Origin of the sequence: Billgrantia montanilacus (assembly GCF_003336675.1) — a bacterium.
GTDB classification, from domain to species: domain Bacteria; phylum Pseudomonadota; class Gammaproteobacteria; order Pseudomonadales; family Halomonadaceae; genus Halomonas; species Halomonas montanilacus.
The window spans coordinates 264,925-287,380 of sequence record NZ_QPII01000001.1 but is presented as its reverse complement, the minus strand read 5'-3'; the positions used below and the strand labels follow the sequence as shown (position 1 = coordinate 287,380).

The following is a 22,456-nucleotide window of genomic DNA, read 5'->3' as shown; positions in this document are numbered from 1 at the left end:
AGTCGCGTCGCCGCGAAATCTATCGGGAGGCCATCCATGTTGACCCTTCATCAGGACGATGTACTGCTCGCCTGCCATGCCGAAGACTGGCGTGGCGCACTGGAGCAGGCCGCCGAGGCGCTGCATCGGGCTGGGCTCACCTCGCCCGGCTACCGTGAAGGATTGTTCGCCCGAGAGGCCCAGTCCTCTACCTATCTGGGCAACGCCATCGCCATCCCCCACGGTACGCCACAAAGCCGCGAACACGTGCAGGACACCGGGGTACGGGTACTGCAATTCCCGGCCGGGGTCGACTGGCACGACGGCCAGCGCGTCCACGTGCTGGTGGCCATCGCCGCAAGAAGCGACGAACACCTGGACATCCTGCGCCAGCTTACCCATGTCCTCGACGATGACAGCGTAGCCGAGCGACTCGCCGCGGCAGGCTCGGGTAACGAGATCGCCGCCCTGCTGTCGAAGGCGGTCGTGGATGCGCGCCTCGACGGCGACACCCTGTGCCTCGGCTTTCCCGCCCGCGATGCCCGTGAGCTGGCCCTGGCCGGTGCCGCCCGCCTGCGCCAGCTCGGCTGCGTGGGCGACGGCTTCATCGCCGCCATCGCCGAGCACGCCCCACTGCACCTGGGACAGGGGCTATGGCTGGCTTCGAGCGGAAGCAGCGTCGAGGTTCCCGCACTGGCCCTGGCCACACCCGAGCACCCATTGAAGCAGGCCGACGAGACGGTCAACGGCCTGTTCTGCCTGGCCGCTCATGGCGAGGCCCATCGCGGCCTGCTGGAGTGCATCCTGAGGCTGCTCGAGCGCGGTAGTGCAGGCGAGCTGCAGGGTGCCGATGCGGCCACCATACTGGCCCGGCTGGCCGGGGAGTCCGCCACCGCCCACACCCGGCTCGCGCGGGTACTCAATGCCCATGGGCTGCACGCCCGCCCCGCCAAGCAGCTGGTCCAGGTCGCCCGCTCCCAGGCTGTTCCCATCCGCGTGCGACTGGCCGAGGGCGGAGTCGATGCGGTATCGGCAAGCAGCCTGACCAAGGTGATCAACCTCGGTGCCCGCCGCGGCCAGCAGCTGGCCTTTTCCGCCGAGGGAGATGGGGCCGTGGCGGCACTCGACGCCGTGTGCCAGGCCGTGGCGGACGGCCTTGGTGAACAGGTTCTGCCGTTCGACGAGAGCCGCGAGCGCATCATACCGCAGGCCGATGCTGCGCCCGCCGAACCGCTGCCCGACGACACGCCTCATGCTGGCGTGGCGGCCTCTCCGGGGCTGGCCATCTCCCCGGTCTTCGTGCTGCAGACGCCTCGCTTCGACTATCCCGAGCGCGCCGCTGACCCGGGCGCGGAGACACAGCGACTGGAACAGGCGATTCGCCAGGGCGCCGTCCAGCTTGAGACGCTGGTCCAGCAGGCGCGTGGTGGCGAGGTGGCCCAGATCCTCTCCATGCACGAGGAGATGCTCTGCGACCCCGAGCTGTACCAGGCCGCCCACGAAGGTATCAGCGAAGGCCGCTCCGCCGAGGCCGCCTGGTGGGATGCCATCGAGACCGCGGCCCACGCCCAGGAAATGCTCGCCGACCGGCTGCTCGCCGAGCGCGCCGCCGACCTGCGCGACGTGGGCCGCCGGGTGCTGGGCATCCTGTGCGACGTCACCCTGCCCGCCCCACCCACCACCCCCTACATTCTGGTCACCGACGATATCGGCCCCTCCGACGTGGCGCGCCTCGACACCAGCCTGGTGCGCGGCCTGCTCACCGCCCGCGGCGGTGCAACGGCGCACAGTGCCATCCTCGCCCGGGCGCTGGGCATTCCAGCCGTGGTCGGTGCCGGCGCGCGGGTGCTGACCCTCGCCGACGGTACCGAACTGATTCTCGACGGCGAACGTGGCCGCATCACGCCGACACCCTCGGCCGAACGTCGCCAGGCCGCCGAACAGCGGCTGGCCGAACGACAGCAGCGGGAGGCCGCGGCCTGGGATACCCGCTTCGAGGAGGCACGCACCCGCTGCGGGCATCGCGTCGAGGTCGCCGCCAACCTGGGCAATACCATCCATGCCGCCGACGCCGTGGAGCGCGGCGCCGAAGGCGTGGGGCTGCTGCGCACCGAGTTCCTGTTCATGGCCCATGCCCAGGAGCCGGACCTCGCCACCCAGATCGACGAGTACCGTGAAGCCCTCGACGCGCTGGACGGCCGCCCGCTGGTCGCACGTACCCTGGATGTCGGCGGCGACAAACCGCTGCCCTACTGGCCGATGCCCAAGGAGGACAATCCCTTTCTCGGCCTGCGAGGCATCCGCCTGATGCTGACCCGGCCCGAGGTCCTCGAGACCCAGCTGCGCGCCCTGCTGCTCGCGGCTGCGCCCGTTCCTGGAAAGCCCCGCCCGCTGCGCATCATGCTGCCGATGATCAAGGACATCGCCGAATTCCGCGCGGCCAGGGCCATCTTCGATCGGCTGCTCGAGGAGATCCCCGAAGCCGAGCGTGCCAGCGACGTGCAACTCGGGATCATGATCGAAGTCCCCTCGGCCGCCCTTCTCGCGCCGGCACTGGCTGCCGAGGTCGACTTCTTCTCGGTGGGCACCAACGACCTGACCCAGTACACCCTGGCCATCGACCGCGACCACCCGGAACTCTCCGCCCAGGCCGACGGCCTGCATCCTGCGGTATTGCGCCTCATCGAGATGACCGTCACGGCAGCCCACGCCCACGGCAAGTGGGTCGGGGTGTGCGGCGAACTGGCCAGCGATCCCATGGCGGTGCCAGTACTGGTGGGGCTGGGCGTCGACGAGCTCTCGGTGAGTGCTCGACAGGTGCCACTGGTCAAGGCGCGGCTACGTGAATTCGACCTCGAAAAGGCCCGCACCCAGGCCGGTCTTGCCCTGGCCCAGGCCACCAGTACTGCGGTCCGCGACGCCCTGGAGGTTCGCTGATGGCTCGAATCCTCACGCTGACGCTGAATCCGGCCCTGGACCTCTCCATCGGCATGGACCGGCTGGTACCCGGCGAGGTCAACCGCACTAGCGAGACGCACCTGACGGCAGCCGGCAAGGGGGTCAACGTCGCCCGGGTACTGGTCGGCCTCGGCCATGACGTGACGGTTTCCGGCTTTCTCGGCGGCGATAACGATGGCCCTTTCCTGCGCGCCTTCGAGGCGATGGGCGTGGTGGACGCTTTCCTGCGCGTGCCCGGCGAAACCCGCATCAACGCCAAGCTCGCCGAGGCCGATGGACGGGTAACCGACATCAACGGTCCGGGCGCCACCATCGACACCAACGCCTGGCAGCATCTGCTCTCGTGGCTCGACGAGCTCATCGCCGATCCGTCGCGCCGCCCCGCCGCGGTGGTGGTCGCCGGCAGCCTGCCGCCCGGGGTCGCGCCCGTCGACCTCGCCGAGCTGATCGTCCGGCTACGCCGGGCCGGCCTGCCGGTGTGGGCCGACACCAGCGGCGAGGCATTGATCCAGGCCATCGCCGCCCGTCCCACGGCAGTGAAACCCAACGAGCAGGAGCTGGCCGCCTGGGCCGGGGGCGCCCTGGACACCGCCGAGGCATGGCTGCGTGGGGCGCTACGGCTCTATGCCAGCGGGGTCGAGGAGGCGGTGGTTTCCTCCGGCCCTGCCGGCGTGCTGTGGGTGAGCCAGCGCGGCGCCTGGCAGGCCACGCCACCCCGCCTGACCGTGGCCAGCACCGTGGGCGCCGGCGACACCCTGCTCGCCGGCCTGCTGCACGGGGTGCTTTCCGGACACTCACCGGAACAGGCACTGCGCCTGGCCACGGCACTCTCCGCCGAATCCGTTCGCCATGTCGGGGTCGGTAACCCCCACGCCGACGACCTACCACAGCTTCAACAACAAACCCGCGTGCGTCGCCTCAATGACGTAGACGCTGGAGGAGCCCTCGCATGAACGTCATTCTCATCACTGCCTGTCCCAGCGGCATGGCCACTTCATTCCTTGCCGCCCGTCGCCTCGAACAGGCTGCCCAACGCCTCGGTTGGCAGGCGAGCGTCGAGATGCACAGCGAACTCGAAGCGCTGCAACCCGTTTCGGCGGAGGCCATCGCCGCGGCCGACCTGATCGTGGTCGCTGCCGACAGCGTTCCCGCGCCTCAGCGTTTTCGCGACAAGCGCCTGTTTCAGGCGCCCATCCATGAGGCGCTACCGGACCCGAAGACCTTCCTCGAACGGGCTAGCCGCGAGGCTGGCGAGTACACGCCCCCCACCGAAGCCGCGGCACCGAACCCGGCGCCTGCCGCTGGCGGCCAGCGAATTGTCGCCGTGACCGCCTGCCCGACCGGCGTGGCGCATACCTTCATGGCCGCCGAGGCATTGAGCCAAGCGGGTAAGGCGCTGGGACACGCGATCCGCGTCGAGACCCAGGGATCCGTCGGCGCCCAGGACAAGCTCACCGACGAGGAGATCGCCGAGGCCGACCTGGTGATCCTGGCCTGCGATATCGAGGTGGACCCCACCCGCTTCGCCGGCAAGCGCGTCTATCGCACTTCCACCGGCAACGCTCTGAAGAAGGCCAAGCCCACCATTGAGGCGGCCCTGGAAAACGCCGCGGTGGAGAGTGCCGACGGCGCCCCTGGCGGCGCGTCCAACAGCGCCAAGAAGAGCCTCAAGGAGGTGGGGGTCTACAAGCACCTGCTCACAGGGGTCTCCTTCATGCTGCCCATGGTGGTGGCCGGGGGCCTGCTGATCGCGCTCTCCTTCGTGTTCGGCATCGAGGCCTTCCAGGAGGAGGGCACCCTGGCTGCCGCACTGATGCAGATCGGCGGCGGCACCGCCTTCGCCCTGATGATCCCGGTGCTGGCCGGCTATATCGCCTACTCCATCGCCGACCGCCCCGGCATCGCCCCGGGCATGATCGGTGGCATGCTGGCCGCAGAGATCGAAGCCGGCTTCATCGGCGGGATCCTGGCCGGCTTCCTGGCCGGTTATGTGGCGTTGGCGGTAGCGCGACACGTCAAGCTGCCCTCCAGCGTCGAATCGCTCAAGCCGATCCTGATCATCCCCCTGGTGGCGAGCCTGGTCACCGGCCTGACCATGATCTACGTGATCGGCGAGCCGGTGGCCGCGATTCTCGCCGGCCTGACCAGCTTCCTGGCCGGCATGGACGCCACCAACGCCGTGCTGCTCGGCATCCTGCTCGGCGCCATGATGTGCTTCGACCTGGGCGGGCCGGTCAACAAGGCCGCCTACACATTCGGCGTCGGCCTGCTGGCCTCCCAGACCTATGCGCCCATGGCGGCGATCATGGCGGCCGGAATGGTCCCGGCCATCGGCATGGGCATCGCCAGCTTCGTCGCCCGCAACAAGTTCTCCGAACCGGAGCGCGAGGCGGGCAAGGCCTCATTCGTTCTTGGACTGTGCTTTATCAGCGAGGGCGCCATTCCCTTCGCCGCCAAGGATCCGCTGCGTGTGATTCCCGCCTGCATCGCCGGCGGCGCTATTACCGGCGCCCTCTCCATGCTGGTCGGTGCGCAGCTGATGGCACCCCATGGCGGCATCTTCGTGCTGATGATCCCCAACGCCATCACCCCGGTCCTGCTCTATATCGCAGCCATCGTCGTCGGGTCACTGGTCACCGGACTGGGCTATGCAACGATCAAGCGCGGCGCCGCCCCGGTGCCCGTCGCCGCCAATGCCTGAGAGGAGTTTGGCCATGCTGCGTGTCTGACGCTGTTTCCCCCTATCGTCGACATAGCGAAAAATAGCTATACAAGAATGATCAATAGCAGTACAAATATTGTACATAACGTAAACTGGTTACGCTTGTGTACAACTTTATTGCGAGATCATGAATGCGACAGAACGGACCGGTAACCCAGTCGGAGTATCTTCTTGAAGACGATGATGTCCTCATCTCCAAGACCGACACACGCAGCATCATCACTTATGCCAATCAACGTTTCATCGACGTCAGCGGGTACGAATACGAGGAATTGCATGGCGCACCTCACAACCTGGTGCGGCATCCTGACATGCCGCCCAGCGTCTTCGCCGACATGTGGCATGATCTTCAGGCAGGGGAGTTCTGGTCCGGACTGGTCAAGAATCGGCGCAAGAACGGAGATCATTACTGGGTCCGAGCCAACGTGGTTCCCATCCGCGAAAATGGTGAGCTCAAGGGTTTCGCCTCCATACGCGTCAAGCCAAGCGCCGAGGAGACCGCCCATGCCGAAGCGGTCTATCGTGACATTCGTGAAAACGGTGGCCGCTACACGGTCAAGCACGGACGCCCTTATCGCCGCGGTGCCCTGCATGCAGTGAAGCGTATCGATTGGCGCAGCCTCTCCACACGAAACTTTTTTGCCAGCCTCGCCATCGCCGTGCTGCCCGCCACGCTGGGCGTGGCCGCCTGGAGCGCCACGGCGCCTTCGCCATCTCTGCTTGACGAAGGGCTGCTCGCCTCGGGGGTTCTCGGCGGCATACTGCTGGCCTGGATGAACTGGAGAGGTAGCGCCAGGATGCGCCGCTCGCTCTACCAGGCGCACGATTTCTCATTGCAGGTCGCCGCAGGCAACCTCAAGGCGAACCTGCCTGCCCAGCGCCATGATGAGCTGGGGCGCATGCTCGGCGCGCTGGCCTTCATGCGCCAGTCCCTGGCAGCGCTGATCGGCGACCTGGAACGTCGCATCGGCGTGGTCGAGCCTGCGGTCACGAACCTGGTACGCAACAACGCCGCCATGGCCAGCAGGCTCGAGCAGCAGGCATCAGCGGTGCAAGAAACCGCCGCCAGCGCCGAGCAGATCACCGCCACGGTTAGCCAGAGCGCGGAGCATGCCCATCAGGCTGGCGAGGCGACTTTCGGCAACGTAACAACGGTTGACCAAGCCGCCGAGGTCATGCAGAGGCTGGCAACGTCGATGCAGGAGATCACTCGCCAGGCCGACAACATGGCCAGTATCGTTGGCACGATCGACAGCATCGCTTTCCAGACCAATATACTGGCGCTCAACGCCTCGGTGGAGGCCGCCCGTGCCGGGGAACATGGGCGAGGCTTTGCCGTTGTCGCGCAAGAAGTCCGCAAGCTGGCCAGCGAATCGGCTGGAGCCGCTCACCGTGTGCAGGACTTGATCAACACGGCGCGCAGCGAAATAGAGGCGGGGAGATCGCATGCCGGCGAAGCGGGAGATGCCATGACAGCGATCAAGGCAGCCAGCCACCGCGTCAACGGGTTGATGCAGGAAATCAGTGCCGCCGCCGCAGAGCAGAGCCAGGGTATCGAGCAGATCAGCCAGGCCATCGGCGAGATAGACCAGGCGACCCAGACCAGCGCCGGCAGCATGCAAAGCTATCAGGCAGCAACGGCTTCCCTCGAGACAGAAGTCAGCGCACTGGCCCACAGCGCCGGCGCCTTCAGCGGTAGCGATATCCGGCGGACTTCCGGCAAGGCCGCCCGCCCTGCCCATGAACGCATTGTGAGCCAGCTGCTCCCCAATACGGTGCGCAGTCGCGCACCCATCGAAAGGGAGTGGGAAACTTTCTGATGAGGGCTAGTCGACAGAAAAAAGCCCGGCCAAAAGGCCGGGCATAAAGACAGCCACTGGCTGTCGAGAGAGCACGGAACAACAGGATGAATCAGTGGTGGAAACGCTCGGCGGCTTCACGGGCCAGGGAACGGATGGCGTCCCAGTCCTCGGCATCGATCAGCGACTTGGGCGTCAGCCAGGAACCGCCGACGCACATCACGTTTTTCAAGGCCAGGTAGTCCTCGGCATTGTTCACGCCGATTCCACCGGTGGGGCAGAAGCGTGCTTCGGGAATGGGACCAGCGAAGGACTTGAGCGCTTTCACCCCACCGCTGGCCTCGGCAGGAAAGAACTTGAAGCGCCGGTAGCCGTACTGCCAGCCGGTCATCAACTCGGACACGGTGGCAACGCCTGGCAGCATGGGTACCGGGCTGGTCACCCCGTAGCGATAGAGCGCCTCGGTGGTCCCCGGGGTTACGACGAAGTCAGCCCCGGCCTGCTCGGCCTGGCGATACTGGGCCGGCGTCAACACGGTGCCCACGCCGATACTGGCCTGTGGCAACGCTTCACAGAGCCGGCGGATCGCCTCCAGGGCACAGTCTGTGCGCAGCGTCACCTCCAGCACGGTCAAACCACCTTCCACCAGGGCACGCCCCAGCGGCACGGCATCTTCCAGCCGCTCGATGGCCAGCACCGGGATCACCTCCGCCTTGAGGCAGATGCTGTCGAGCTCGGTGGTCCGGGTGGAGGGAAGCTGTTTTTCGATAGTCATAAGCAGACTCCAGAAACGATCAGGGGGCCCAGTAGACGGCCAGCGGACAGGATAGAAAGGCGCGAATGGGCAGCTCGCGAAGGTCGTCACCCGCCATGGCACGGGCCAGAACGCTGCGCTTGTCGCCACCCGTGATATGCAGCACGTGACGGCGTGCCTGATGCAGCCGGTCGGCGCTGAGGGTAATACGCGCCTGTGGCTGGCTCGGCGAGCGCACCGCGACGACGGGATCGGCGGTGGAGAGCGCCAGCTCAAGCTCGCGACTATCGGGAAACAGCGATGCCGTGTGCCCGTCGCCGCCCATACCCAGCACCACCAGGCTGGCTGGCCAGCTCAACGCTTCGATGCGCCGGGCAACCTCCGCGGCGCCCTGCTCGGGCGTCTCGTCGCCGGTGACGAGAGAGATGAAATTGGCCGCCGCCGCCGGCCCTACCAGCAGATGCTCCCTCACCAGTCGGGCATTGCTCGCCTCGGCGGACTCGGGAACCCAGCGCTCGTCAGCCAGGGTCACGTCGATCCGCGACCAGGGCAGCTCGCGGGAGGCCAGTGCCTGGAAGAAGGGAACCGGGGTAGAGCCGCCGGAGAGGACCAGCAGAGCACGCTCCTGCCGGGCCAGATCCTGCTCCAGGGCCGCAGTGGCGGCTTCGGCGAGCTGCTCGGCGAGTTGATCGCGGGGCTTGGCATCCGATATCGGCATATCAGTAATCCTCGTACCAGCTGCGGCCATCCTGGGTGATCATGGCAATGGAAGCCACCGGCCCCCAGGAACCTGCCGGATAGCGCCGGGGTGGATCGCCCTGGCTCTTCCATGCCGCAATCAGGCTATCGCACCAGTGCCAGGCGTGCTCGACTTCGTCGCGGCGTACGAAGAGGTACTGCTGCCCCTTTATCACCTCGAGCAGCAGGCGCTCGTAGGCATCGGGAATCCGCGCCTTGGGAAAGGCGCTGCCGAAGTCCAGGTGCAGCGGCCCCCGCCGCAGGCGCATGCCCTTGTCCAGGCCGCTGTCCTTGGTCAGCACTTCCAGGGCGATACCCTCGTCGGGCTGCAGTCGGATGACCAGCTTGTTGGCGGCCAGGTTGCGCTGGTCCGGGTCGAAGATATAGTGCGGCTGCTGCCGAAAGTGAATGACGATCTGCGACAGCTTCTCCGGCATGCGCTTGCCGGTGCGCAGGTAGAAAGGCACGCCGGCCCAGCGCCAGTTGGCGACGCCTGTCTTCATTGCCACGAAGGTTTCGGTCTCGCTCTCGCGGTTGGCCCCTTCCTCCTCCAGGTAGCCAGGCACCCCTTGGCCGTCGATGGAGCCCGCGATGTACTGGCCTCGTACCACATCGCGCCCCAGGGCATTCTCCTTGAAGGGCTCCAGCGCCTTCAGCACCTTGACCTTCTCGTCGCGAATGGCGTCGGCATCAAGATTGGCCGGGGGGTCCATGGCGATCAGACAGACCAGCTGCAGCAGGTGATTCTGGACCATGTCGCGAAGCTGTCCCGCCTTGTCGAAGTAGCCCCAGCGGCCCTCGATACCGACCTGCTCGGCCACGGTGATCTCCACATGGGAGATATTGTTCTGGTTCCACTGGGTGCCGAACAGCGGATTGGCGAAGCGCAGGGCGATCAGGTTCTGGACCGTCTCCTTGCCCAGGTAGTGATCGATGCGATAGACGCGGGACTCGGGAAATACCGAGCCGATAGCGTCGTTGATTTCGCAGGAGGTTTCGTAGTCGTAACCGATCGGCTTTTCGACCACGACCCGCGACAGCTCATCCAGGCTGCCACTGCCCTGCAGGTGCTGGCAGATTTCGCCGTAAAGGCTGGCCGGCACCGCCAGATAGACCACCAAAGGACAGATCACGGTCTCGTGGCTTACGGCCGAGCGCCACTCGGCGATGGCCTGGTAGCCTTCTGCGGTACCGAAGTCCAGCTGCCGGTAATCGAGGCGCGCCATGAAGCGCTTGAGCACCTCACGATCCAGTTCGTTGCTCTTGACGTAGGTCTGCAGCGCCTCGGTGACCCGCTTGCGAAAGCCTTCGGCCTTCAGTTCCTGGCGTGCCAGGCCGAGAATGCGGGTATCGTCGTGCAGCAGGCCTTCCCGATCCAGATGGTAGAGTGCTGGGTAGAGCTTGCGCAGCGAAAGATCGCCCAAGGCGCCGAAGAGCGCCAGGTCGACAACCGCTCGGCTATCGTCTTCCAGCCGCTTGTGTGAATTCATGCACGCCCCCATCTGGTTAACTTACGGAAAAAATACGCCATTGCCACGCCTTACAGCAAGTATATTCTGTAATATTACTATAAAAAAGCCTTTACCCTCTGCTATCGTTCGCGTCCTAATAAGGGTTCGCGCTAGGATAGCGCTGAAAATGTTGTTAAATCACCACATCACCCAGCTGCCGGCGCATTGCGCCAAGCCGTCACGGAGAGCTCGACCCACATGGCCAATCACGACCTGCTCCAGCGTATTCGCCAACGCCTCGAAGAGCTGAACCGCTCCGAGCGCAAGGTCGCGGACGTCATCCTAGCCGACCCCTCCCGCGCTACCGGCCTCAGTATCGCCAGCCTGGCCCAGGCGGCTTCCGTCAGCGAACCCACGGTAAACCGTTTCTGCCGAAGCTTCGATGCCAAGGGCTACCCGGACTTCAAGATCAAGCTAGCCCAGAGCCTGGCCGGCGGCACACCCTATGTCAGCCAGGCGGTGGAACCGGGCGACGGCGCCACCGAATACACACGCAAGATATTCGGTGCCACCATCGCCGCACTGGACGAGGCCAGCCGCGAGCTCGACCCGGCGCGCATCGAGCGCGTGGTGGACTACTTGATCCAGGCCAAGCAGATCCACTTCTTCGGCCTCGGCGCCTCGGGCGCGGTGGCACAGGACGCTCAGCACAAGTTCTTTCGCTTCAACCTGCCGGTCACGTCTTATGTGGACGTACTGATGCAGCGGATGGTGGCGGCGGCCTGTCACACCGGTGACGTGGTGGTGGTGATCTCCTGGACCGGCCGCACCCGGGAACTGGTCGACATCGCCCGACTGGCACGTGAAAGCGGCGCGGTGGTGTTGGGTATCACCGCACCCGCCTCGCCGCTGGCCAATGAGTGTACCGAGACGCTGGAGGTGGCCACCCCCGAGGATACCGACGTCTACATGCCGATGACCTCGCGAATGATCCAGCTCACCCTGATCGACGTGCTGGCCACCGGCGTCACCCTGCGTCGCGGTGAAGACTTCCTGCCGCACCTGAAGAAGATCAAGGACAGCCTGCTGGAGACGCGCTATCCGGTCGGATGACCCCCACAGACGAACTACCCCAGTCTGTCGCCCCATGCCCACTCGAACCAAGTCGAGTGGACAATCTTTCAATCATGCAAACTTACTGCTGCATTGAGGCCATGAATTAGAGAGATATTGATTTATACGCACCCATTACAAAATAAAAACTACGTATAATTTTGGATGACCATTCATCTACGTTAACATTACGCTCTTTCTAATCCGGCCGAGATGACAATAATGTCCTTCTCCATACATCTCGAAGACTGGCGAGGCTGGATTGCGGCTGAGGCAACACCCACCCCTGACCCCCGTCATCGCATCTCGGCGCAACCGGGCAACGACCTGCCTGCAATGCTGCGGCGCCGCCTCGACAGTGCAGGTCGGGCAACCTGCGAAATACTCGCTGCCCTCGATCCAGGCTCGGATTTTCCGCTGGTGCACGCCTCTCGGCACGGCGATACCACCCGCTCCCTGGCCATGCTCGAAGCCCTCCAGCGCGGCGAGCCCATATCACCAACGCACTTCTCCATGTCAGTACACAATGCCTTGTTGGGCGTTCACTCCATCGCACGACAGCATCACCGACCCATCCAGGCATTAGGTGCTTGCGGCGACGAATTCGACGCCATTCTGGCGGAGGCAAAAGGCTACCTGGTAGAAGGCTATCAAGCCGTTATCGCCGTTTTTTCGGAATGCGTGCTCGCCTCGGCCTACCACGGGTGCACCGAGCACCCTGGCATTCCCTGCGCCGTCGGCCTCCGACTGACGCTGAACACAGGACAGCCATTGCTGTCCTCTGACCCGGCGCACCCCACCCATCCCACGCCTCTCGAGGTAATAAGCTGGCTGAATGGCGACTCCCCCTACCTGGAGGGACGGCGCCGGTGGGAACTGGGGACAACATGAGCCTGGATAGATGGCGCCGCGGGTTTGGCACGGCACTCTCTTTTACAGCCTTCGGCATCGGCGGCCTTGGTATTGGCCTAGTGGCCGTTCCCCTGATGAAGGTCGTCGTGCGTGATACCGCTTGGCGTCAATATCTGGCACGATGCCTGATCCAGAATTGCTTTCGCTGTTTTATTTCACTGATGCGCGGGCTCGGAGTACTGGATTATCGACTCGAGCATATCGAGCGCCTCCACCGCCCCGGGCTATTGGTATTGGCCAATCATCCATCGCTGATAGATGTAATATTTCTGCTGGCACACACCCCCCATGCCGACTGCATTGTCAAGGGACGCTTGGCCACCAATCCTTTTACACGCGGGCCAATACGTGCAGCCGGTTATATTACTAACCAAGATCCCGAAAAAGTGCTGGAAGCTGCAAGAGAAAGCCTTCTGAAAGGAAATTCGCTCATTCTATTTCCGGAGGGGACCCGCACCACACCGCAACACCCCATCGTTTTCAAGCGTGGGGGAGCAAATATCGCCTTACGTACCGGAACGGCCATCACCCCGGTACTGATACAGTGTTTGCCTACCACGCTGACCAAGGGTGAGCCTTGGTACCACATTCCGGAGCAAAAGGTTCGAATCGATATCCGAGTACTCGACGACTTGCCTGTCAACGACGATAACCAACAGCCGACCGGGCAGGTCGCAAGACGGTTGACACGTCGGCTTAGTGACCATTTCAACAGGGAACTGGAACAACTTAACCATGAGCGAAACACACACGACTCTGTCGCTTGAACTCAAGCATCTGCTTATCGAAACACTTGAGCTGGAAGATATCGCCCCTGGCGATATCGATCCCGACGCCCCCTTATTCGGAGAAGGGCTCGGCCTTGATTCCATTGATGCTCTCGAACTCGGCTTGGCTCTGCAGAAACGTTTCGGTATCAAGCTGGATGCCGAAGCCGAGGAGACTCGCCGTCACTTCGCAAACCTGAATGCCTTGCAAGCCCTGGTGGAGGCCCGCCGTGCCAATTGATACCTCTACGGTCGATCACACCGAGATCTTCAATCATATCCGCAAGACCTTGGTCGAACTGTTCGAACTCGAGGCCAATGACATCAAGCCCGAAGCACGGCTCTACGAGGATCTTGATATCGACAGTATCGATGCCGTGGACCTGGTCGTCGAACTCAAGCAATTTACCGGTCGACGCATCAATCCGGAGGACTTCAAGGCGGTTCGTACCATCGACGATGTGGTCAAGGCCGTCGAGCGCCTGATGTTGCGCTGAGATATGTGGTTTCGCACAACAGAGTGGCTCAGCATGCTTGTCGCACTGGCCTGGCCGCTTATGGTGTTCGCTTTGCACGGCACACTGGGTAGCTGGCCCTTGTTGCTCGTTGGCGCAACCTTGCTGGCTTGGCGCATGCCCCAGGCACGCCTGTTGTCAATTACCGCGGCGGCGCTTTTGCTTGGCGTAGGCGCAATGGGGCAAGCCGAACTCGGCATGCGCGCCTACCCGGTTGCTGTGAATGCCATCATGCTGACCCTGTTCTTGTCCAGCCTGAAATGGGGCACGCCCATTGTTGAACGGCTGGCCCGTCTGCGCGAGCCCGAATTGTCGGCAGCCGGCGTACGCTATACCCGCCGGGTGACCTGGGCCTGGTGTGTGTTCTTTGTCGCCAACGGCAGCGTGGCCTTCTGGACCGCGCTCTACGCCGAGCTAGCCATATGGTCGCTGTACAATGGCGTCATCAGCTATGGGCTGATCGGCCTGATGTTCGGCGGTGAATGGCTGCTGCGCCAGAAACTGCGGAGAGCCTTGACATGACCTTCATCCCCCTTGACCAGGCGCCCTGGCGACGCCCCTTGTGCAAGAGTACGCAAAGCCTGATCAAGCCATGGGCCACGCCGACTACCTTGATCGAGCGTGTCGATGCGTGGAGACGATGGCTTGACGGCCGGCCCGCTGGCAAATGGTTACTCTGTCAGCGCCAGCCCGAGGCATTCTGTGCCGCTCTGGTGGCACTATGGGAGAGTGGTCGCATCGCCGTGCTGCCCACCGACGACCGCCCGGAGACCCTGGCGAGAGTGATCAAGGAGGTCGATGGAACGCTCCCGGACACGCCTGAGGCATCGCAAAACCCGCTTCCCCCCCCGCTAGCACCATCGCCTGCCGCTGTCGCCGTGGTGATCTATACCTCCGGCTCCACTGGCGACCCCGTACGACTGACCAAGCGTTTCGATCAGCTCGATGCAGAGCTGGCCGCCCACGCCGCACTCTGGCCCCTGGCCGGCACCGCGGTGATCTCACAGGTTAGCCACCAGCATATCTACGGCCTGCTCGTCGGGATATTGCACCCTCTCTGTGCCGGCGTGCCATTCTGCGACGATGCCAGTCGCTACCCCGAAGCGCTTGCCGCTCGCCTCGAGGAGGCCGGCAGGGCTGGACTGAAGGCAGTGGTGGTGAGCTCTCCGGCCCAGCTGTCCCGTCTCCCCGAACACCTGCCATGGACTGAACAGGCCGCACCATGCCGGGTGTTCTCCTCCGGCGCCCCCCTCTCCGCATCGGATGCCCGCCATGCCGAATGCCTGTTGCGGGCGCCGGTGATCGAAATCTATGGCAGCACCGAGACCGGTGGAATCGCCCATCGACGACAAGCCCATGACAACGCCTGGCAGCCTCTGCCTGGAGTGCACCTGCTGCTGGAAGATGAACGAATGAAGGTTCGTTCGCCATTTCTCGAAAAGCCCGAAGCGTGGTGGCATCAACCCGACCGCGTCTTGCCCACGGCCAACGGCTTCAAGCTGTTGGGTCGAGCTGATCGCCTGGTCAAGGTCGCGGGAAAACGCGTCTCGCTGACACATATCGAAGGCCTCCTGGTAGAGGCTCCGGAAATGGTTGAAGCCCGCTGCGTGGACCTCGGTCGCGATGACGGACGACTGGGAGCAATAATCGCCGTGCACCACGACGTGATGCCTCATGATCACTTGACCCGTCGTGCGCTGATTCATCGTCTGCGCTCCAGGCTGGCGCCACATATGGAGCCGGTGGCCATTCCGCGCTACTGGCGCTGCGTCGACGCCATGCCCAGCAACAATCTGGGCAAGCTCGATCGTGGACTGATCAAGCGACTCTTTGCCGATCTCGACGACAATCGAATGCCACGCTGGCTGGGAGAGCAACGCTCGGGCGCCGACATCTGCACCCTGACCCTTGAGGTTCCGGAGCGCCTGATATACCTCGAGGGCCATTTCGAGGAATACCCCTTGGTACCCGGAGTGGTCATGGTGCAATGGGCCATCGAACTGGCCCGCGAGAGCTTCGGGCTACAGGGCGACTTCCAGGGCCTCGAGCGCCTGAAGTTCCAGCGCCCGTTGCAACCCGGGATACGCTTCACGCTCGAGCTGACGCGGCGCGGGGATGGCATCGCCTTCGCCTTCGAGTCCAGCGAGGGTCGGCACTGCGCCGGGCGTGTCCGGCTGCAATCCCGGGATGGGACCGGAGCCCCTCATGGCTGAACCGCATCCCTGTGCCCTGGTACCCGTCTACAACCACCCTGCCACCATCGGCGCGGTATGCGCCGAACTGGGTGCCCTGGGGCTACCGGTCGTGCTGGTCGACGATGGCAGTCACGCCGAGTGTGCAGCCGAACTCGACCGCCTTGCCGAAGATGGTCATCACCTGCTGCGCCTGGACACCAACCACGGCAAGGGGGCGTCGGTACGCGCCGGACTCAAGGAGGTCCAGCGGCTGGGCTACACCCATGCCTTGCAGGTCGATGCCGATGGCCAGCACGCCAGCAAGGACCTTCCCGGCTTCCTGGCAACGCTCGATAGTACGCCGGACGCCCTCGTGATCGGCTACCCACGCTATGATGCCAGCGTCCCTCGTGCACGCCTGTACGGCCGCTACGCGACCCACGTATGGGTGTGGATCAATACCCTGTCCATGGATATCCGCGACTCCATGTGTGGCGTCCGCCTCTATCCGGTCGAATCCCTCAACCGGTTACTGGCCAGGCACCCGTGCGGCGATCGCATGACCTTCGATACCGAGGTCCTGGTGCGCTGGCACTGGGCTGGCGGTGCCCTACGCAACCTGCCGGTGCACGTGCACTACCCCCATGACGGCGTAAGTCATTTCGCCCTGTGGCGCGACAACCGCCAGATCAGCCTCATGCATGCCAAGCTGTTCTGCGGCATGCTGCTGCGCCTGCCCCGCCTGCTGTCCAGGCGTTGGCGAAGCGCGCCCGCGGAGGCCAGGTCATGAGCCATCATTGGGCGCGGATCGGAGAGCGCGGTAGCATTGCCGGCATGCATCTGATGGTGGTCACGCAAAGGCGCCTGGGCCGCTGGCCGTTTCGGCTGCTGCTGTGGCCGATCATGCTATGGTACTTCCTGCTGCATGGCACGGCTCGACGCGCCTCCCAGGCCTACCTGCTGCGCCTCGACCCGGTGCTTGCCCGGCACCCAGGCAAGCGGCTGTGGCTCGGCTATCGCCACTTCCTGGCCTTCGCCGATGCCCTGATGGACAAGGTCGCCGCCTGGAGCGGCGATATCGCCGACGAGCGGCTGGTCGGTAGCGGCATCGCGCGTTTCAGCGCCACCATCGACACCGGGCAAGGCGGCCTGATCCTGGTCGCCCACCACGGCAATCTCGACGTGGTCAATGCGCTGGCCGAGCGTCATCCTGGCCTCGACCTGACGGTGATGATGCACACTCGCAACGCACGCAAGTTCAATGCACTGCTCGAACGCGTAACGGGACGACGCCGGCCGCATGTACTCGAGGTCGACGAGATCACCCCGGCTACCGCCCAGTGCCTGGCCGAGCGTATCAATGCTGGGGGCTATGTCGTCATTGCCGCCGATCGGCTCCCGCTGTCCGGTGAGCGCAGCCGTCGCCTCGACTTCCTCGGCGCCCCGGCGCTCTTCCCCGAAGGTCCGTTCCGGCTGGCCGCCCTGCTGCGCTGCCCACTGTATACCCTGGCCTGCGTTCGCGAGAACGGAGCATTCAGGATCGATTTCGACCCCTTCGACGACACCCGCGACCTGCGGCGCCGGGAGCGCGAACGTTGGATCGCCGAGGCCATGCAGCGCCATGCCGACCGACTGGCCCAGCGGGTTCGCGACCACCCGCTGCAATGGTTCAATTTCTACCCGTTCTGGCTGAACGAAACTGGATCCCTCCATGACCCTACTCCATGACCCCCGGGTGAAGTCCTCTACCACCGCTCCCCTCACGCTGGATGGCTCACTGGTCACCCTCGAGGACGTACTGGCGGTGGCCGAAGGCCGGCGCCGAGTCATGCTGTCGACGGCATCGGACTTCCGCGCGCATATCGCCCGCGGCAACGCCTTCCTCGAGCGCCTGCTCAAGGAAGAGGGGGTGGTCTATGGCGTCACAACGGGCTACGGCGACTCCTGCACCCGTGAAGTCTCCGCCGCCGACCTCGAGCAGTTGCCACGACAGTTGTACACCTTCCATGGCTGTGGCCTGGGTGAAGTGCTGTCGGTGGAGGCGTCGCGTGCAGTCGTTATGGTACGGCTGGTATCGCTGTGCCGCGGTGTCTCGGGCGTCAGCGTCGAGCTCCTCGAACGCCTGGTGTGGCTGCTCGAACATGACATCGTGCCGGTCATCCCGGAAGAGGGGTCGGTCGGCGCCAGCGGCGATCTGACCCCGTTGTCGTACCTCGCCGCGGCACTATGCGGCGAGCGCGAGGTCTTCGATCGAGGCCGGCGTCGCCCCACCGCGGAGGTCTTCGCCGAGCACAATCTTGTGCCCTATCGCCTGAAGCCCAAGGAGGGCCTGGCGCTGATGAACGGCACCGCCGTGATGACCGCGCTGGGGGTGTTCGCCTTCGCTCGCACCGCCTACCTGGCACGGCTCGCCACGCGGATCACTGCCCTTACGGTCTATGCCCTGGATGGGAACCCCTATCACTTCGATGCCGACCTGTTCGCCGCCAAGCCGCACCCTGGGCAGAATCAGGTGGCCGCAAGGCTGCGCGACGACCTGCATGCCCCCCGTACGCCACGCAATTCGCCGCGCCTGCAGGACCGCTACTCGACGCGCTGCGCCCCCCACGTGATCGGCGTCGTGGAAGACTCCCTGCCCTGGTGGCGCCAGTTCCTCGAGACCGAGCTCAATAGCGCCAACGACAACCCGTTGATCGATGCCGAGGCCGGCAAGGTCATGCACGGAGGCCATTTCTACGGCGGCCATGTCGCCTTCGCCATGGATGGTCTCAAGCAGGCCAGTGCCAATCTGGCCGACCTGCTAGACCGCCAGTTGGCGCTGCTGGTCGACACCCGTTTCAACCACGGCCTGCCCAGCAACCTGAGTGGAGCCACGCCGGAGCGTGCCGCCCTCAACCATGGCTACAAGGCCGTGCAGATCGGTGCCTCGGCATGGACCGCAGAAGCGCTCAAGCTGACCATGCCGGCCAGCGTCTTCTCACGCTCCACGGAGTGTCACAATCAGGACAAGGTCAGCATGGGCACCATTGCCGCGCGTGACGCACTGCGAATTCTGACGCTGGTCGAGCAGGTCGCTGCCGCCAGCCTGCATGCCGCCTGCCAGGGTGTCGAGCTGCGCAGCCGTCAAGCAGGCGCCAGGCCACTGCCCGAACAGCTTGCCGTGTTTCTCGACGCCTGCCGCACGCACATTCCGCCGCTGGTCGAAGACCGCGCCCTGGAAGCCGAACTACGCACCCTCTGCGACCTGATCCGCGAACGCCGCTGGAGCCTGTATGACGCCTGACGATCGCCCTTTGCCGCGTGCCGAGACAGTGCTGACGATCCCTTTCCACGATATCGACATGATGCAGGTGGCCTGGCATGGCCACTACGTCCGCTACCTGGAGATCGCGCGCTGCACGCTGCTCGACGCCATCGACTACAACTACCCGCAGATGAGCGAGTCGGGATTCGCCTGGCCGGTAATCGACCTGCGCCTGCGCTATGCCGCCCCGGCGGTGTTCGCCCAGCGCATCGCCATCGAGGCTCGCCTCAGCGAATGGGAGCATCGCCTCAAGATCGACTACACCATTCGAGATGGGGAAACTCGCCGGCGCTTGACTCGCGCCTGGAGCGTTCAGGTTGCCGTGGGTCTCGAGGACCGCGAGATGCGCCTGGCGTCACCGCCGGTCCTGGTCGAGCGGATATGCGCCTGGCAGGAGGCCAATCGATGACGATGCGTCACTCCATGAAGACCGCTTGCCTTGGTCTGCTGCTGAGCGCCGGCCAGCCAGCATGGGCCGCTCCGGATGCCGATGCGCTCGCCGAACGCCTGTCCAACCATGCCCCCCAGTGCGCCACCTTCGAACAAAGGCGATGGCTGGCAGACCTGGAGGCATCCCTCAAGAGCCGCGGCTATTTTCGGCGCGAGGCGGACGGCCTGAGCTGGCACACCTTGAGCCCCATCCAAGAGAGCTTGCACCTGAGCGAAGAGAGCGACGAGCTGCCGATGAGCTTCCAGCTGATCCTGCCTGTCTTCACCAGCCTGCTGGCCGGAGACTGGCAGACGCTGGAGCGTCATTTCACCATTGTCCTCGAGGATGAGCGGGATGGCTGGCGGGCCGACCTGACCCCCGTCGACGCCCTCGACGAGCATCTCTCGCAGTTGAAGGTGCACGGTGGGGATCACGTCGAACAACTCGATATCACCTTTCGCGATGGCGATCGTCTCGAGCTGAGCCTGACGCCGGTCGACTGCGATAGCCTGGACCAGAGCAGCCCCCCACCGTGAGAGAGCCGTCTCAGCCAACACGGAACGAACGTTTCGTCGCCTGGCTCTGGGCCTTGCTGCTGCTGGGCTGTGCCCTGCTGCTTGCCAGCCAGATACGGAATGCCGCGCCTTTCGATACCCGTATCACCGCGCTATTGCCGGAGACACGCCAGACACCGCTGATCGAACAGGCCGAGCACCGGCTGACACAAGCCTTCGAGGATCGCTTTGTCATACTGCTCAGGGGAGAGAATCCGGCTCACCTGGTAGATGACCTCAGGCAACGGCTCGAGGCATCAGGCAGCGTCGCGACATTCGACGACGCCACCGAGCGCCCCGACCGGGACCTGGCGGCCTACCGCTATCGCCTCTTGACCGAGCCCATGGCCCGAGCCGACGACTCGGCCTGGACACAACGCGCCCTGTCGCGCCTGTTCTCTCCCGGCAGCGACGTCGACCTGCTCCGTGATCCCTTCGGCTTGCTCGACGCCTGGCTATCCCGGGTGCTGGACGGCCCGGTCCGCCCGGTGGATGGCCTGGCGGCCGTCGCCGCCGAGGGGGGCCACTGGTTCCTGATCAGCGGCCAACTGGGCGCCAGCCCTTATGACATGTCGTTGCAGCGGTCATTGGTCGAGGCCCTGGCCGGGTTCCGTGAAGCTTACCCCGAGGCCGAGCTACTGCGGGGAGGCCTGGTCTTCCATGCCGCTTTCGGTGCCAATCAGGCCAAGCGTGAAATCTCCACGATCGGCCTGGGCTCTCTTCTCGGGATCTTGCTGCTGCTGTGGGGAGTCTTTCGCCGCGGTAGCACACTGTTCAGCCTGCTGCTGCCCGTGGCCAGCGGACTGCTGTTTGCGCTACCGCTGACCTGGGCCCTGTACGGTACGCTCAACCTGTTGACGCTCGCGTTCGGCGCCAGCCTGATCGGCATTGCCGTCGATTATGCCCTGCACCTGCAATGCGCACGGCTGCTGTCACCCGTGCGACCTCTGAAGGCACTCTGGCCCGGGCTGGGGATGGGGCTGGTGTCGAGCCTGGCGGCCTATCTCATCCAGCTCGCCACGCCGCTACCGGGGTTGCATCAAATGGCGACGTTTGCCGCCCTGGGCCTGCTTGGCGCCTGGCTAACCGTACGCCTGTGGCTGCCGCATTGGGTACCACACCCACATCCGGCCACGGCCAAGCTGGCTGAACGTCTCGACCGCCTGCGCCTACCCCTGAGAGCACCGCTACGCTGGAGCGTACTGGCCATCCTCGGTGTGGCGGCGTTCGCAACCGTGGCCTTGCACCTGACCGCCGACAACGACCTGCGACAGCTCAATCCATCTCCCCCTCAGCTGATCCTCGAGCAGCAGCGCGTGCAGGCACTGCTGCAACAGCCTTCCGGCAACCACTACTTGATCGTCACAGCCGATCGGGAGGACACCCTGCTGGAGCGGCTGGAAGCGCTCGATATCCCGCTGGCGACTTTGAGCGAACAGGGCCATTTGGCCGGTTATCGTCACCTTGCCCAAGTGGTACCTTCACCCGCCACCCAGCAAGCCAACCTGACCAGGGTACGCCAGGCCTATGCCAACGCACTGCCGCTACTGATCGAACGCGCGGGCCTCCCGGGGCAGCTTCAGGAATCGGCCATGGCAAACCTGGACTCGGTGCCTGTGCTGACATCCGAAGAGTGGCTCAAGATGCCGATGGGACATGCCGATAACAGGTTGTGGCTCGGTGAAGATTCAATGGCCGATGGCGATGAGTCAGCGGCGCTGGTCGTGTTGGGGGACGCCGATGACATCGCCAGGCAGGCCTTGGCCCGGCTCGCCGATGCAGCGCACGTTCACTATGAGGATCGGGTGGCGGCCCTCTCCTCCCACCTGGCAGAACTACGCAACACCATTGCTCTGTGGCTCGCCGCCGCGATGGCAGGACTGGCCCTCGTGTTCGGTTGGCGCTACCGCGGCCGGGCCTGGCGCGTGCTGCTGCCACCGCTGGGCGCCGTGGTGGCGACACTGGCACTGCTCGGTGCTCTGGGAGTCGGCCTGACGCTGTTTCACCTGCTGGGACTGCTGCTGGTGCTGGGGATTGGCCTGGATGCCGGAATCTTCAGCACTGAGCATCCCGACAGCTCGGCGGCATGGCTGGCAATCAGCCTGTCTTGCGGTTCTAGCCTGCTGGCATTCGGCCTGCTGGCATTCAGCGCCACCCCAGCGCTGCACTTTCTTGGGGTAACCTGCCTGGTGGGCCTCGCAGCAACCTGGGCATTGGTACCTTTCGCCAGAGCACGCACACGGCGTGATGCATCCACGCATGCCATTCACGATGCAAGATAGGGGT

The 22,456-nt window shown here is 64.6% G+C and carries 20 protein-coding genes; 17 read left to right on the top strand and 3 right to left on the bottom strand.

The genetic code is table 11. From position 1 onward, the window contains the following. The first annotated feature begins 36 nt into the window (after nt 1-36). The 4 genes from ptsP (at nt 37) to DU505_RS01320 (ending at nt 7,479) form a co-directional block, all read left to right on the top strand. Nucleotides 37-2,916: a phosphoenolpyruvate--protein phosphotransferase gene (gene ptsP / locus DU505_RS01335; protein WP_114477189.1), complete on the top strand. Its 2,880-nt coding sequence runs from the start codon at nt 37-39 to the stop codon at nt 2,914-2,916. Continuing rightward, complete coding sequence (pfkB, locus tag DU505_RS01330) at nt 2,916-3,890, top strand: 1-phosphofructokinase (RefSeq protein ID WP_114477188.1); 975 nt, start codon at nt 2,916-2,918, stop codon at nt 3,888-3,890. The genes ptsP and pfkB overlap by 1 nt, the downstream gene beginning before the upstream one ends. Next, nucleotides 3,887-5,638, top strand: coding sequence for a PTS fructose-like transporter subunit IIB (locus tag DU505_RS01325; RefSeq protein ID WP_114477187.1), 1,752 nt, complete (start codon nt 3,887-3,889; stop codon nt 5,636-5,638). Before pfkB ends, DU505_RS01325 begins: the two co-directional genes overlap by 4 nt. 152 nt (nt 5,639-5,790) lie before the next feature. Beyond that, nucleotides 5,791-7,479 carry a methyl-accepting chemotaxis protein gene (locus DU505_RS01320; protein WP_114477186.1) on the top strand — a complete coding sequence of 563 codons (1,689 nt, stop codon included), beginning with the start codon at nt 5,791-5,793 and terminating at the stop codon, nt 7,477-7,479. 91 nt (nt 7,480-7,570) lie between these two features. Here the strand turns inward: DU505_RS01320 and DU505_RS01315 are convergent, their stop codons facing one another. The 3 genes from DU505_RS01315 to zwf are packed head-to-tail and all read right to left on the bottom strand — an operon-like array spanning nt 7,571 to nt 10,440. Further along, nucleotides 7,571-8,233: a bifunctional 4-hydroxy-2-oxoglutarate aldolase/2-dehydro-3-deoxy-phosphogluconate aldolase gene (locus DU505_RS01315; RefSeq protein WP_114477185.1), complete on the bottom strand. Its 663-nt coding sequence runs from the start codon at nt 8,231-8,233 to the stop codon at nt 7,571-7,573. 19 nt (nt 8,234-8,252) lie between these two features. Further along, nucleotides 8,253-8,930: a 6-phosphogluconolactonase gene (gene pgl / locus DU505_RS01310; RefSeq protein ID WP_114477184.1), complete on the bottom strand. Its 678-nt coding sequence runs from the start codon at nt 8,928-8,930 to the stop codon at nt 8,253-8,255. A 1-nt stretch (nt 8,931) separates the two neighbouring features. Continuing rightward, nucleotides 8,932-10,440: a glucose-6-phosphate dehydrogenase gene (gene zwf, locus DU505_RS01305; protein WP_114477183.1), complete on the bottom strand. Its 1,509-nt coding sequence runs from the start codon at nt 10,438-10,440 to the stop codon at nt 8,932-8,934. 219 nt (nt 10,441-10,659) lie between these two features. Between zwf and DU505_RS01300 the strand changes: the two genes are divergently transcribed. The 13 genes from DU505_RS01300 (at nt 10,660) to DU505_RS01240 (ending at nt 22,452) form a co-directional block, all read left to right on the top strand. Next, nucleotides 10,660-11,514 carry a MurR/RpiR family transcriptional regulator gene (locus DU505_RS01300; protein ID WP_114477182.1) on the top strand — a complete coding sequence of 285 codons (855 nt, stop codon included), beginning with the start codon at nt 10,660-10,662 and terminating at the stop codon, nt 11,512-11,514. A 222-nt stretch (nt 11,515-11,736) separates the two neighbouring features. Next, on the top strand, nt 11,737-12,405 hold the full coding sequence (locus DU505_RS01295; protein ID WP_245947733.1) for a beta-ketoacyl synthase chain length factor: 669 nt from the start codon (nt 11,737-11,739) through the stop codon (nt 12,403-12,405). Then, complete coding sequence (locus DU505_RS01290; protein WP_114477180.1) at nt 12,402-13,193, top strand: lysophospholipid acyltransferase family protein; 792 nt, start codon at nt 12,402-12,404, stop codon at nt 13,191-13,193. Before DU505_RS01295 ends, DU505_RS01290 begins: the two co-directional genes overlap by 4 nt. After that, nucleotides 13,162-13,434, top strand: coding sequence for a phosphopantetheine-binding protein (locus tag DU505_RS01285; protein ID WP_114477179.1), 273 nt, complete (start codon nt 13,162-13,164; stop codon nt 13,432-13,434). Before DU505_RS01290 ends, DU505_RS01285 begins: the two co-directional genes overlap by 32 nt. Continuing rightward, nucleotides 13,424-13,690 carry an acyl carrier protein gene (locus DU505_RS01280; protein WP_479688571.1) on the top strand — a complete coding sequence of 89 codons (267 nt, stop codon included), beginning with the start codon at nt 13,424-13,426 and terminating at the stop codon, nt 13,688-13,690. Before DU505_RS01285 ends, DU505_RS01280 begins: the two co-directional genes overlap by 11 nt. Before the next feature lie 33 nt (nt 13,691-13,723). Then, on the top strand, nt 13,724-14,230 hold the full coding sequence (locus DU505_RS01275) for a COG4648 family protein (protein ID WP_114477177.1): 507 nt from the start codon (nt 13,724-13,726) through the stop codon (nt 14,228-14,230). Further along, on the top strand, nt 14,227-15,921 hold the full coding sequence (locus DU505_RS01270; RefSeq protein WP_114477176.1) for an ApeI family dehydratase: 1,695 nt from the start codon (nt 14,227-14,229) through the stop codon (nt 15,919-15,921). The genes DU505_RS01275 and DU505_RS01270 overlap by 4 nt, the downstream gene beginning before the upstream one ends. Then, complete coding sequence (locus DU505_RS01265; RefSeq protein WP_114477175.1) at nt 15,914-16,672, top strand: glycosyltransferase family 2 protein; 759 nt, start codon at nt 15,914-15,916, stop codon at nt 16,670-16,672. Before DU505_RS01270 ends, DU505_RS01265 begins: the two co-directional genes overlap by 8 nt. Next, on the top strand, nt 16,669-17,610 hold the full coding sequence (locus DU505_RS01260) for an LpxL/LpxP family acyltransferase (RefSeq protein WP_114477174.1): 942 nt from the start codon (nt 16,669-16,671) through the stop codon (nt 17,608-17,610). The genes DU505_RS01265 and DU505_RS01260 overlap by 4 nt, the downstream gene beginning before the upstream one ends. Continuing rightward, nucleotides 17,594-19,165, top strand: a complete 1,572-nt coding sequence (locus DU505_RS01255) for an HAL/PAL/TAL family ammonia-lyase (RefSeq protein ID WP_114477173.1) — start codon at nt 17,594-17,596, stop codon at nt 19,163-19,165. Before DU505_RS01260 ends, DU505_RS01255 begins: the two co-directional genes overlap by 17 nt. After that, complete coding sequence (locus DU505_RS01250) at nt 19,155-19,595, top strand: acyl-CoA thioesterase (protein WP_114477172.1); 441 nt, start codon at nt 19,155-19,157, stop codon at nt 19,593-19,595. The genes DU505_RS01255 and DU505_RS01250 overlap by 11 nt, the downstream gene beginning before the upstream one ends. Continuing rightward, nucleotides 19,592-20,152: a LolA-related protein gene (locus DU505_RS01245; RefSeq protein WP_114477171.1), complete on the top strand. Its 561-nt coding sequence runs from the start codon at nt 19,592-19,594 to the stop codon at nt 20,150-20,152. Before DU505_RS01250 ends, DU505_RS01245 begins: the two co-directional genes overlap by 4 nt. Next, nucleotides 20,149-22,452, top strand: a complete 2,304-nt coding sequence (locus tag DU505_RS01240) for an MMPL family transporter (protein WP_114477170.1) — start codon at nt 20,149-20,151, stop codon at nt 22,450-22,452. The genes DU505_RS01245 and DU505_RS01240 overlap by 4 nt, the downstream gene beginning before the upstream one ends. The last annotated feature ends 4 nt before the right edge of the window (nt 22,453-22,456 follow it).